10 protein-coding genes are annotated in these 13123 nt (G+C 62.1%); 2 read left to right on the forward strand and 8 right to left on the reverse strand.

Going from position 1 to position 13123, the window contains the following annotated elements; all coding sequences use genetic code 11:
- Window positions 1-3 precede the first annotated feature (3 nt).
- From ABIE33_RS13415 to ABIE33_RS13425, 3 genes are all read right to left on the reverse strand, one after another.
- Window positions 4-3237: an efflux RND transporter permease subunit gene (locus tag ABIE33_RS13415; protein ID WP_429125647.1), complete on the reverse strand. Its 3234-nt coding sequence runs from the start codon at window positions 3235-3237 to the stop codon at window positions 4-6.
- 2 nt (window positions 3238-3239) lie between these two features.
- The gene (locus ABIE33_RS13420; protein ID WP_429125649.1) at window positions 3240-4346 is read right to left on the reverse strand and encodes an efflux RND transporter periplasmic adaptor subunit; all 1107 of its coding nucleotides are present in this window, start codon (window positions 4344-4346) and stop codon (window positions 3240-3242) included.
- Window positions 4347-4558: 212 nt separating this feature from the next.
- On the reverse strand, window positions 4559-5509 hold the full coding sequence (locus ABIE33_RS13425; protein ID WP_429125651.1) for a LysR substrate-binding domain-containing protein: 951 nt from the start codon (window positions 5507-5509) through the stop codon (window positions 4559-4561).
- A 94-nt stretch (window positions 5510-5603) separates the two neighbouring features.
- Between ABIE33_RS13425 and ABIE33_RS13430 the strand changes: the two genes are divergently transcribed.
- Window positions 5604-6404, forward strand: a complete 801-nt coding sequence (locus ABIE33_RS13430) for an isocitrate lyase/PEP mutase family protein (protein WP_429125653.1) — start codon at window positions 5604-5606, stop codon at window positions 6402-6404.
- 32 nt (window positions 6405-6436) lie between these two features.
- On the opposite strand, the gene ABIE33_RS13435 is transcribed toward ABIE33_RS13430, so the two are convergent.
- From ABIE33_RS13435 to ABIE33_RS13455, 5 genes are all read right to left on the reverse strand, one after another.
- On the reverse strand, window positions 6437-8320 hold the full coding sequence (locus ABIE33_RS13435) for a bifunctional sugar phosphate isomerase/epimerase/4-hydroxyphenylpyruvate dioxygenase family protein (protein WP_429125655.1): 1884 nt from the start codon (window positions 8318-8320) through the stop codon (window positions 6437-6439).
- Window positions 8321-8337: 17 nt separating this feature from the next.
- Window positions 8338-9198, reverse strand: coding sequence for a shikimate dehydrogenase (locus ABIE33_RS13440; protein ID WP_429125656.1), 861 nt, complete (start codon window positions 9196-9198; stop codon window positions 8338-8340).
- 62 nt (window positions 9199-9260) lie between these two features.
- Window positions 9261-10277 (reverse strand): TRAP transporter substrate-binding protein, encoded by a 1017-nt coding sequence (locus ABIE33_RS13445; protein ID WP_429125658.1) that lies wholly within the window; start codon window positions 10275-10277, stop codon window positions 9261-9263.
- Between the two features lie 66 nt (window positions 10278-10343).
- Window positions 10344-11624, reverse strand: a complete 1281-nt coding sequence (locus ABIE33_RS13450; RefSeq protein WP_429125660.1) for a TRAP transporter large permease — start codon at window positions 11622-11624, stop codon at window positions 10344-10346.
- A 10-nt stretch (window positions 11625-11634) separates the two neighbouring features.
- A complete protein-coding gene (locus tag ABIE33_RS13455; RefSeq protein WP_429125662.1) occupies window positions 11635-12198 on the reverse strand; it encodes a TRAP transporter small permease in 564 nt (187 codons plus the stop codon).
- Between the two features lie 273 nt (window positions 12199-12471).
- Between ABIE33_RS13455 and ABIE33_RS13460 the strand changes: the two genes are divergently transcribed.
- Entirely contained in the window at window positions 12472-13116 is a 645-nt protein-coding gene (locus ABIE33_RS13460; RefSeq protein ID WP_429125664.1) for a TetR/AcrR family transcriptional regulator, read from the forward strand.
- The last annotated feature ends 7 nt before the right edge of the window (window positions 13117-13123 follow it).

Here is a 13123-nt window from a genome sequence, read left to right on the forward strand (position 1 = left end):
CCTCTAGGAACTGCCTTGCTCGATTGTGGCCGGGCGCGCTTGTTCGCCGTCCTTGGCGGCAACATGCTCGGCCTCGGCATCGCTCGTCGTTGCTGGTGCGTGGACCCCGCCGGTGGTCGAAAGACCGGCAAGCCGATGGCCACGCTCGCGCAACGACTGAAACACGACATAGAGGGCAGGGATGATGAAAATCCCGATCAGCGAGGCCGCAAGCATGCCGCCCGCGACCCCCGTGCCGACGGCCCGCCGGCTCAGCATGCCTGCCCCTTGCGCCGTCACCAGGGGGACGAGGCCGACAATGAAGGCGAAGCTCGTCATCATCACTGCGCGGAAGCGGGCACGTGCGCCCTCGACCGCCGCCTCGACGATGCCAGCCCCCTTCTCGCGATGGAATTTGGCGAATTCGACGATCAGGATCGCGTTCTTGGAGGCGAGTGCGATCAGCACGACCAGGCCGATCTGGGCGTAGATGTCGAACGACAGGCCCGCCACGAGAACCGAGACGAGGGCCCCCGCGACGCCGACGGTCACCGACAGCAACACCGGAACCGGGATCGTCCAGCTTTCGTAGAGTGCAACCAGGAACAGATAGGCAAACAGCACCGCCAGCGCGAGGATGGCCGTCGTCTGCCCCGCCGCTTCAAGCTCCTGCAAGGCTGTGCCCGTCCACTCGTAGCTGTAGCCTGCTGGCAGGGTTGTTGCCGACAGGGCTTCCATCGCACCGAGCGCCTCGCCAGACGATACGCCAGCCGCGGGCTGACCATTGAGCGTGATTGAGCGATAGTTGTTGTACCGCACGATCGACTGTGGCCCGATGACGTATTCGACGCGCGCGACCGAGGCGACGGGGACCATGCCACCGGACGCGTTGCGTACGTGCAGACGCGATATATCGTCAACTGAACTGCGGTCGGCTTCGGCCGCCTGCAGGTTGACCTTCCAGCTGCGTCCAAAGAGGTTGAAGTCGTTGACGTAGTAGGACCCGAGCGTTCCCTGCAGGGTGTTGAAAAGGTCACTCACGGATACGCCGAGCGCCTGCAGGCGATCCCGGTCGAGGTCGAGATAGAGCTGCGGCGAGCTTGCGGAATAGGTGGTAAAGGTAGGCCCAAGCAGCGGATTCTGATTGGCGGCGACGATCAGGCCGCCGGCGGTTGCTGCGAGGTCCGCGGGCGGGCGGCCTTGCAGGTCGAGCAACTGGTATTCGAAGCCAGACCCCGTGCCGAGGCCCATGATCGGCGGCAGGTTGAAAGCGAATATCTGGGCGCCGCGGACGGTCGTGCCCTTGGCCATGGTCGTTGCGATCGCCGCATCGACCGAGCTGGCAGCGCTTGGGCGCTCGGCGAACGGCTTCATCGTGACAATGGCAAAGGCGCTGTTCGATTTGGCCAGGCCATCGAGGAAGCTGTAGCCGGTGACCGTAATGACGTCGGCAACACCATCGATGCCGCCGAGCATCGTTTCGACATCGCGCACGACCGCATCCGTCCGGTTGTAGGACGCGCCTTCCGGCAGCCGAATTTCGGTGAAGTAGGCGCCCTGGTCTTCGCTCGGCAGGAAGCCGGTGGGCACGATACGGAACAGCCAGCCGCTGGCGCCGATCGCGACGGCCAGGAGCAGGATGCCGAGGATCGCCCGGCGGGCGATATGCCCGGCGACATGGACATAGCCATCGCGGCCGTTATCGATCCGGCGCGAGATCCAGCCGAGGATGCCGCGCTTCGGCCCGTGATGCGGCTTCAACAGGATGGAGCAGAGTGCAGGGCTCAAGGTCAGCGCATTGATGGCGGAGATCACCATCGATACCGATACGGCAACGGCGAACTGTTGGAACAGTTGGCCGCTCAATCCCGGAATGAATGCGACGGGAACGAATACCGACAGCAAGACGAGCGTAATGGCGACGATCGCCCCGGTGATCTCGCCCATGGCGAGACGCGCCGCCTCGGGCGCCTGCATGCCGGGGTTCTCCTCCATCACGCGCTCGATGTTCTCGACCACCACGATTGCATCGTCGACGACGATGCCGATCGCCAGAACCATCGCCAAGAGCGATACGGTGTTCAGCGAGAAGCCCATGGCTAGGATGATCGCGAACGTGCCGATCAGCGCGACGGGCACGGCGACCAGCGGGATCAATGTCGCCCTGACATTGCCGAGGAACAGGAAGACGACAATGATGACGAGCACGAACGCTTCCAGCAGCGTGTGCACGACATTCTCGACGCTCGCCTCGACGAACTGGGTCGTGTCGTAGGAGACGGAATAGGTCAGTCCCTCAGGAAACGACATGGACAGGCGTTCCATCGCCTGCTTGACGCCTTCGGCGGCCGCAAGCGCGTTGGCTCCCGGTGCCTGATAGGTGCCGATCATCGCAACCGGCTTGCCGTTGAAGCGGGCGCTGGAGTCGGAGCTCGCCGCGCCCAACTCGACCTTCGCGATATCGCGAATGCGCACGAAGGACCCGTCCGGCTCGGCCCTCAGGACGACGTCCTCGAACTGGGCGGGATCGGTCAGACGCCCCTGTGTCTGCAGGTTGAGCTGAAACAGCGGGTCGTCGGTCATCGGCTGCGCGCCGATCCGGCCGATTGCCGCCTGGACGTTCTGCGCCTTCAGCGCGTTGATCACATCGGTCGGCGTCAGGCCGAGATTGGTCAGGCGGTCGATATCCAGCACGATGCGCATGGCATAGTCTTTGGCGCCGAACAGCGAGGCATCGCCGACGCCAGGGACCCGCTTGACCGTGTCCATCAGGTTGATCGTGGCGTAGTTGGACAGAAACAGCGAATCGAAACTGTCGTCCTTGCCGTAGATCGTGATCACCTGCATCAGGGCCGACGATTTCTTGCGCACGCTGACGCCGGTCTGCTTGACCTCCGCCGGTAGCCCGGCCTCGGCAAGCGACACGCGGTTCTGCACGTTGACGGTGGCGATATCGGGGTCCGTGCCGACGGCAAAGGTGACAGTGAGCGTATAGGAGCCGTCAGCGCCGCTCGTCGACTTCATGTAGAGCATGTCGTCGACGCCGACGATCTTGCTCTCGATCGGTTGGGCGACGGTCGTTTCGACCACCTCGGCGCCGGCGCCGGGGTAGCTTGCGGTGACGCTCACCTGTGGCGGCACGATGTCTGGAAACTGCGCGATCGGCAGCCGGGTGAGCGCGATCAGGCCCGCCAGCGTAAGGACGATCGAGATGACGGCAGCAAAACGCGGCCGATCGATGAAGATTTCGGAGATCATGCTCAGCCACCCGTCGCCGCTGCTGCGTCCACGACGATGCCCGGCCTGACCTTGCCGACACCTTCGGTGATGACGTTTTCGCCTTCCTTGAGCCCCTTGCTCACCACTGACAGGCCGCGAGCGGAGCGGGAAACGTCGATGCGGCGCAGCTCGACCTTGGAGCTAGCATCGACGACCATGACGAAAGCCCCTTGCTGGTCCCGCTGAACGGCCTGTTGCGGTACCGCCAGAACGTCCTGCTTGTCGGACTGCTCAAGGATGACACGCACGAGCGTGCCATCGAGCAGCAGGGTGTTCGGGTTGTCGAACTCAGCGCGAACCGTCACGGTGTCGGTTCCCTGGGCGACGTTGCTGGCGATGAAGTCGATCGTGCCTTTCAGCGGATACTTGGTGCCGTTCGGTAACGTCAGCGCGACATTGGCGCCGCCAGGCATCTCACCCTTCTGCACGCGCTCCCGGTAGGTCAGGAGCAGCGAGGTGGAGACCGGAAACACGACATAGATCGGATCGAGCCGCGTCAACGTGACAAGCGGGCCGGTATCTGGGCCGACAAGCGCGCCGACATCGACCGTCGTCAGGCCCAGCACACCGTCGAAAGGGGCGGTGATCTTGGTATAGGAGAGGTTGAGGTCGGCGCTCTGCTTGCTGCCCTTGAGCCGTACGAGCTCCGCCTCCGCCTTCTTGACTTCGGCGTTGGCGGTATCGACCTTGGCCTGGGAGATCGTATTGCTTGTGATCAGCTGCTGGGCGCGGTCGCGTTCGAGCACGGCAAGATCCCTTTGCGCCTCGGCCGCCTGGATCGAACCCTCTATTTCCTGTACCGCCGCCCGATAGGCGCCATCCTCGACCTGATAAAGCAAGGTCCCGGCCGTCACCGTCTGCCCTTCCTTGAAATTCACCGCCTCCAGGAAACCGGCCACGCGGGCGCGGATATCGACCTTCTGGGTCGCGACGACGCGGCCCGTCAGATCGACACTTTCTCGCAGGTCCACGATCCTGGCGGGTGCCACGACCACGGCCGGCGCCTGCTGCGCGTAGGCAGTCGAGAAAGTGAACGTGATCGCAAGAAGGAAGGAAAATGCAGAGAAGGCGACTTTCGGCACGGTCATGCGACGTCCTTTCAGCAACAAGGCCAGGTTCAGTCCCACGTAGTCTGCTTAACCGCACAGTAGTCACGAAAACTCTGTCTTTGAAGAGTAAATCTCCCTTGTGTAACTGTTACATCGGCTTTCGCAGCAAGGTGACGCGACGTGTAAACCGTCAATGCGATCGGGTTGGAATGTGCTGTCACATGGGGAACCAGAAGTCCCCGCGTCGTGATCTATCGAGTGGCAATGACGGGTGCGTGATCGCCCGGCGTATGGCCGGCCAGGGTCGCGCTGGTCCCGCCGCTCCACCGCGTCACGAGGAAATCGACAAATGCCTTGGCCGCGGGACCGATGTGGCGCGAAGGGAAAACACAATAGACGCCCGTTTCCTTCCCGGTCCATCGGGGCAGAATCTGGACGAGCTTGCCTTGGCGCATGGATTCGGACATCGTCACGGCGGAGTGGAACGCTATGCCCTGGCCATCGATCGCAAGCTGATGGACCGCGTCTCCATTGTCCGCGCGCATCCTGCCCCGGGGGCGGAACGCGTGCTCGCCTTCCGGTCCAAACAACCGCCAAAGCTCGCCGTCATGGCTGGCCGTGGATACGACGCACTCATGTTGCTTGAGCGCCTCGATACCGGCCGGTGCACCATGCTTTTCCAGATAGTCTGGCGCTGCCACGAGGATTCTTCGGTTGTTCAGGAGTTTGCGCGCAATCAAGGTCGAGTCCGGCAAAGTGCCAATGCGGATCGCCACCGCCACGCCCTCGGCGACGATATCGACATATCGATCCGTCATCAGGAGGTCGAGCTGCAGGTGAGGATATGCGGACAGGAAGGCGGCCAGATGCGGCACGACATGATAGCGGCCGAAGGACACCGATATGCTGAGCTTGAGCGTTCCGCTCGGCAAATCCCCTTCATTGCGCGCTCGCTGGTGTGCTTGGCGCAATTGCTCCAGAGCCGTTGTGCTGTCGCTGAAGTAGCGTTGTCCCGCATCCGTCAGTGACATTGCCCTCGTCGTCCGGTTGATCAACAGGACGCCGATCTGGCTTTCCAGCGTCTTGACCAACCGGCTGACCGACGATGGCGTCATTTTGAGTTCCTGTGCCGCCTTGGCGAAACTGTGGTGTTTGACCACGGCAACGAAGGCCTGCACCAGGTGAAGAGCCGGCTCCTCCATTATGTCTCTCCAGGAATGATTGCCGAAAATTGTTAGCTATTATCTTCAGAGATCGCAATTGCGAAAGATGGGCTTTCCAATGGAGGCCATCTTGGTGGGCAACAGCAAAGCCGAAAATTTCAATGCTCTTCATCGTCAACCTGCGCCGTTGCGGCTGCCAAACGCCTGGGATGCCGGCAGCGCCCTTTTAATCGAGCGGCTTGGCGCTCGCGCGATTGCGACGACGAGCGCCGGCGTCGCATGGTCGCACGGCTATCGCGATGGCGATGCCCTTCCGCTGGAGCGTCATCTCTCAACGATCGCGGCGATCGCCCGGGTCATCACGGTGCCATTGAGCGTCGATATCGAAGGCGGCTATACGGCAGAAAGCGATCGAATTGCCGAAACGGCGGCGCGGTTTATCGAGGCCGGTGCGGTCGGGTTCAATATTCAGGATGGCGCCGCCTCGCCGGACCTCCTCTGCCGGAAGATCGAGCAGATCCGGGAAACCGCGGAGCGGCTCGGTGTCGGGCTCTATCTCAACGCACGCACCGACGTTTACGCGCGAAACCTTGTCTGCGAAGACCTACGCGTGAACGAGGTACTGATTCGCGCACGACAATATCAGGAGGCGGGGGCCGACGGCTTGTTCGTGCTCGGCGTGACCGATCGGGACGACATTGCGCAGATAGCAACGGGCACCGAGCTGTTGCTGAATGTAATCGCCTGGCCCGGTTTGCCACCGGCGCACGAACTTGCAGCACTCGGTGTTCGCAGGGTCAGCGTCGGCTCATGGATCTCCCAAACGCTTTGGGAGCATGCAACGTCATTGGCAGCCAACTTCCTCGCCGATGGTCGATCTGAACCGCTCTTTGAATTCGCCACCCCCTATTCAGAGGTCAACGCCTGCTTTTGATCCTGGCTGTCCAATAGGCGTGCCGCTGATGCTCATGCGCGGGGCATGCCGGCCGGTTCCAGAGACTTGCGAAGCGCGGCGATCCGGAAGATAGCGTTCGCCGCGCCATAGCCGCGGTATCCGCGCCGCTCGACGATCTCGAAGAAGAAGCCGCCAGAGAAGGTTGGACTGTAGAGCTGGAAATACTCGCCGTTTTCGTCCCTGTCATAGAGGATGTTCTTCGCCTTCAGCCGCTCGGTGAAATCAGGGTCGAGCCCGAACCGGGCTTCCAGGTCGTCGTAATAATTGGGTGAGATCGCCAGCGAGACAAAGCCACCTGCGGCAAGCGCACCCGCGGTCGCGAAAATGTCGTCGGTCTTGAACGCCAGATGCTGAATGCCGGAGCCGAAGGTCTCGGCAATGAAACGCCCGGCAAGCGTGTTGCGGTTCTCGGCACCATTCATCGTGATGCGCAGGGTTCCGGAGGCGTTCTCCACCACCTGACTGCGCACGATGCCCGAGGGGTCGATGATGTCGACAAGCGGTGTCTTATGGGCTTCCAGCAGTGAGGTGTAGAACAGCAGCCACGTCAGGAGTTCATCGTAGTGCATCGTCTGAGCGATGTGGTCGATCGATGCCAGTCCTGCCGACGTCGCTGGGTCGTCCACCGGGTCGAACTCGACGTCCCATATGGTCCCGAGATCGCTGTCGCGATCGAGGAAGTAGACGATGCCGCCGCCCACGCCGTGCACTGCAGGCATTTCGATCTCGCCGTCGTCCAGCGGCTGGACGAAGGTTTCGGCGCCGAGCGCCAGCGCCCGCCGGTGCGCAGCCCGCGCATCGTCGACCAGAAGACCCATCGCATAGGCGGACGTGCCGTGAACGAGGTAGGAGGAGTTGGCAAAGCCGCGGCTTTCCGTGTTGATCACCAGCCTGATATCGCCCTGCTGGAAGACGGCGACGCTTTTCGTCTTGTGGTGTGCGACTTTGCGGAAGCCGAGGGTGCGGATCAGCGCCTCAAGCTGAGGCGCCTCGTCACCGTCGATGGTGAATTCGATGAAGGCGATGCCTTCGACGGCTGACCGCGCGGGCATTTCGGGAACGGGCAGGGCGATTTCCGGGTCAGCCCGCCGTACCTGATCACCGAGATAGAGCAGCGAGCGTTGGCCGTCGATGGAGATCGCCGTCACCGAGCCGCCACGAAACTGGTCGTTGAAGATTTCCAGCGACAGATAGTCGTCATAGCCGGTCGCCGCCACGGCGCGCATGAACTCGAGGACGGGCAGGTCGCCTTCGCCCGGCATGTTGCGGAAATGCCGGCTCCAGTAGAGCAGATCCATGTCGATCAGCGGCGCGTCGGCCAGCTGGATTATGAAGATCTTCTCCTTTGGTATGGAGCGGATGGAGTTGACGTCGATCTTGCGGGCGAGCGTGTGGAAACTATCGAGAATGAGACCGACATTGGGATGATCGGCCCGGCGCACCACCTCCCAGGCATCGCGGTGGTCGTTGATGTGACGTCCCCAGGCGAGCGCTTCGTATCCGACCCGCAAGGCCCGTCTGCCCGCCCGTTCGCCAAGCTCGCGGAAATCGGCAGCAGCCCGGTCGAGACCGCCGAGGGCTGCGGGAGAAACGTTGGAGCAGACGAGCACCAGGTCGGTTCCCATCTCCTGCATCACGTCGAATTTGCGCTCCGCCCTGTCGAACGTCCGGCTTCTGAGCGGCTCCGGCATGCCCTCGAAATCGCGAAACGGCTGGAAGAGCGATATCTCCAGGCCATAGTCGCGCACCATCTGGCCGACCTGGCGCGGGCTTTCGTCGAAAACGAGAAAATCGTTCTCGAAGATCTCCACGCCGTCGAAGCCGGCTTTTGCTATCGCCGCCAGCTTGCTGCGCAGGTCGCCGCTCAAGGAGACAGTCGCGATCGAGGTCTTCATGCGGGTCTCCTTCGTTATCAGGCGGTCAGCGCCTTGAAGTGGGCAAGCATGCGCGCCGCATCCGGCTCCCTCCCGGTAAACAGGCGAAATGCGCCGACGGCCTGAAAAACCGCCATGCCACCGCCATCGAGCGTGTCGCAGCCGCGCCGCCGGGCTTCGGCCAGCAGCTTGGTCTCCAGCGGGAAATAGACAACTTCCGCCACCCAGTGGCGCGGTTCGATCAACTCTGCAGGAAGCGGCATTCCAGGGTATTTCGTCATGCCGGTCGGGGTTGCGTGGATGAGGCCATCTGCCGTTTCCATCGCGGATGGAAGGCTGGTGCCGGCAGCAATTCTCGCCTGCGGAAAGAGCGGCGACATGCTGGACGCCAGTGCTTCTGCGCGCTCGATCTCGCGGTCGAAAACCGTAAGTGAGGCGAGCCCCATCGATAAGATCGCGTAAGCCGTCGCGACGCCGGCGCCGCCGGCGCCGAGCTGCACCGCATGCGTCAGCACAACATCGGGCAGGCCGCGGCGAAAGCTTTCGGCGAAACCCCACCAGTCGGTGTTGTGGCCGATGCGGCGACCTGCCTTAAGCACGACCGTGTTGACTGCGCCGAGATCCCGGGCTTCGTCCGACAACTCGTCCAGGAACGGAATGACCAGCTGCTTGCACGGGTGCGTGATGTTCAATCCGCAAAGGCCCCGCCGCTCGGCCTCGTCCAGCAATTGCGGCAGGTCGTCCGGGCCAGCGCCGAGCCGCGTCAGGTCGATCAGCTCGTATTCATAGGCCAGACCCTGTGCTGCTCCTTCGCGCATATGCATGGCCGGTGTCAGCGAGGCTTGAATGCCGGCGCCGATCAATCCGGCTTTCAACGGTTTGAGAAGGGTCTCGGTCATCTCGACGGCTTTCATCATTGGGTGGGTTGCCGGCCCGCCGTCAAAGCGGGCCGGCGGCAGGCTTACTGGCCGCGAAGCGCCTGGAGTTCCTTGAAAAGGGCCGCGACAGTATCGGGGCCGATCTCGGCGCTGAACTTCTCGATCATCGGCTTGACGGCATCGCGCAGCTTCTGTGTTTCCTCCGGCGAAAGCTCGCTGACTTCCATGCCGGTCGCCTTGATGTCGGCGATCGCCTTGGCGTCGAACTCGCGCGAGGCCTGGCGCTGGTAGTCGCGGGCTTCGGTGGCCGATGCCTGCAGTACCGCCTTCTCCTCGTCGTTGAGGCCGTCCCAGAACTTCTTGCTGATGAGCACGATCTGCGGATTGTACTGATGACGGGTCACCGTCATGTACTTCTGCACTTCATAGAATTTGGCGTTGAGAATATTGGCAGCAGGGTTTTCCTGGCCGTCGACAGTTCCGGTTTCGAGCGCCGTATAGAGCTCGGTATAGGGCAGCGGCACGGCATTGGCGCCGAGATTGTTGAACAGTTCGATCGGGATCGGCGACTGGATCGTGCGGATCTTCAAGCCTTTGATGTCCTCGAGCTTGGTAACCGGATGGCGATTGTTGGTGAGGTTGCGGAAGCCCAGCTCCCAGTAGCCGAGCCCGACGAGCCCGGTATCGGGCAGCAGGTTGGCAAGGCTGGTGCCGAAGGGGCCGTCCATCACCTTGTCGGCCTCTTCGCCATTGTTGAACAGGAAGGGAAGGTCTACGGCGCCGAACTGCTTGACGTTGCCGGCGAGAATGCCGGCGTTCAGAACCGTCATTTCGATTACGCCGCCCTGCAGCGCAGATACGGTCTGCACGTCGCCGCCGAGCACGCCGCCCGGGAACAGTTTGACCTCGATCTTGCCGCCGCTCTTGTCCTTCACCAGTTCGGCGAATTTCTCCATGCCCATGACCTGGGGATGGCCCTTGTTGTTGGCGGCGGCGAACTTGAGCTGGTGCTCGCGGATCTCGGCCAGCGCCGGACTTGCCGTGATCAAGGCGACCGGCACGGCAAGCGCGAGCGCCATTTTCATCAGTCTGTTGAACATGTTTTCCTCCCATATTTGGCCGGGTTCTCCCTCCGGCCGGTTGAATTTTGCAGATGTTGCCGATGCCTATCGCGCAAACCAGGAGACCGGCACGGTCACCAGTTGCGGGAACAGCACGAGCAGGAACAGGACGATCAGTTCGGCGATCAGGAACGGCATGACGCCCTTCATGAGGTCTTCCATCGTCAGTTTTGAAACGCCGCAGATGACGTTGAGCACCGTGCCAACTGGAGGCGTGATCAGGCCGATCGAATTGTTGATGATGAACAGCACGCCGAAATAGACCGGATCGATGCCCGCCTGCTTGATGATCGGCATCAGCACCGGCGTCATGATCAGGATGGTCGGGGTCATGTCCATGGCGGTGCCGACCACGACGACGAGCGCCATGATCGCCAGCAGAAGCAGCGTCTGGTTGTCCATCAGCGGCTCGACGAGCGCTGCGAGGTCGCCGGGAACGTCGGCAACGGTGATCAGCCAGGCCGAGACCGCAGCGCAGGCGACAAGGAACATGACGATCGATGTGATCTTCGCCGCAGCCACGAACACCTGGAACAGCTTGGCCGGCGGCAGTTCGCGATAGATCACCATCGACACGAACAGCGAATAGACGGCCGCGACGACGCCGGCTTCCGTCGGGGTGAACACGCCGAACTTCAAGCCGACGATGATGATAACTGGCAGGAACAGCGCCCAGAGACTGTCGAGGAAGGTCTTCATCCTCACAGTGCCGCTCTGGCGCGGCGGCAACTGGTGCTGCTCCTTGCGCGACACGATCATCCAGGTGATGCAGAGGGCGGCGGCAATCATCAGGCCGGGGAAAATGCCGGCCAGGAACAGCTTGGTGATCGAGACGCCACCGACGACGCCATAGAGGATGAAGCCGATCGACGGGGGTATGATCGGACCGATGACCGAGGCGGACGCCAGCAGTCCACCGGCGCGTGCCGGGTCGTGGCCGGATTTCAGCATCATGGGCAGCAACAGAGCGCCGAGCGCTGCGGCGTCAGCTACGGCCGAGCCTGAGAGGCTCGCCAGGATGCAGGCGGCGAAAATGGCGACGAAACCAAGCCCCCCGCGGATATGGCCGACCATCGCCATCGCAAGATCGACGATGCGCCGCGACAGGCCGCCGGTGTTCATCACTTCGCCGGCGAGCATGAAGAACGGAACCGCCATCAGCGGGAAGCTGTCGGCGCCGTTCAGTACGTTCTGGGCAACGATCTGGGCGTCGTAGAGGCCGAGATACATCATCAGCGCGACGCCGGTGATGATCAGCGCGAAGGCAATCGGCACGCCAAGCGCCATCGGACCAAGCAGGGCGCCGAGGAAAATTGTAACGGTCATCGTCGTCTCCTCAGGGCTTTACGGTCGGATGGGCGAGCGACGCTGCGGGATGGTCATCGAGGACGGCCTGATCCTCGCTATCGCGCACGAACTCGGTCGTTGTCACATCGATGCGGCCGGTGAGAATGCAGAACATGTCCCACAGGATGATCAGAAAGGCAGGAATGCCGAAGGCGAGGCCGGCGCCGTAGAAAAAGCCCATGGAAATGCCGGTGGCCGGTGCTGCGACATGTAGGTTGATCACCGTTTGCGTCCAGCTGCCGCTGATCATCAACCACGTTGCGCCCAGCATCAGTGTTTGACCGCTCAGGATGGCGACCTTTGCGCCGAACGGCGGCAGCCGGCGCAGCAGCGAGTCGACACCGAGATGGGCATGTTCCCGCATGGCGATGACGGCGCCGAGAAAGGTCAGCCAGATGAAGAAGATGCGCGACAGCTCTTCGGAATAGGTGATGCCGGCATTGAAGGCGTAGCGCAGCACGACATTTCCGAAGACGAGCACGACCATGCCCGCCAGCAGAAGCGCGATGGCAACCTTCAATATCAGGAAGCAGAATTCGATTATCCTCACCATTTCGCTCCTCCCAGGCGATCAACCGCGTCTTGCGGGTGTGACGTCCGTCATCGGTCAGGACATCCAAGTGTGGCTGGCATGCCGATCTCTCCTCCAAGCGACCGAATGCCATTTCAAAATGTACTAACTAGTTCGAATGTCAAGCGGCATGTCTTGAAAGAAGCACGCAAGCCCAATAAGACTTGGGGCAGGTCGCGGAGTGGAGCCGCGGCCAAAGCGGGCCGGCTGCAGCCGTTTCGCGTTGAGAATCAAGGGCGGAGGAAGCGACGGGGCATGGCGGCGCGAGCAGAGAACGGACGCAAGAACGATCCCCAGCGCACGAAGGAGGACATCCTCATCGTCGCGACGGACGAGTTCGCGACCCATGGTCTGGCCGGCGCGCGCGTCGATGCGATCGCCGAAAAGACCCGAACCTCCAAGCGGATGATCTACTATTATTTCGAGAGCAAGGAGGGGCTCTATCTCTCTGTGCTCGAACGGTCCTACCGCAAGATCCGCACACTGGAGGCCGATCTGCAACTGTCGAGTCTCGCGCCTGAGGCGGCGTTGCGCACTCTCATCTCAACCACCTTCGACCACGATCAGGCCAACCCGGAATTCGTGCGCCTGGTCAGCATCGAAAACATCCATCACGCCGCCCACATGATGCGCTCGGAGGCCATCCGCGATCTCAACGTCTCGGTCATCGAAACCATCGCCGGCATTCTGGAGCGCGGCGTCGCCGAGGGCGTGTTCCACCGCAAGGCCGATCCGATCGACGTGCACATGCTGATCAGCGCGTTCTGCTTCTTCCGTGTCTCGAACCGTTACACGTTCGGCACGATCTTTCGGCGCGACCTTTCGGAGCCGGAGACGATGCAACGGCACAAGGGGCTGATCGCCGATGCCGTGTTGAGCTACCTCAAAACCCAGGAATAGGCCTAGG

This window comes from Ensifer sp. 4252, assembly GCF_050434565.1.
Lineage (GTDB): Bacteria > Pseudomonadota > Alphaproteobacteria > Rhizobiales > Rhizobiaceae > Ensifer.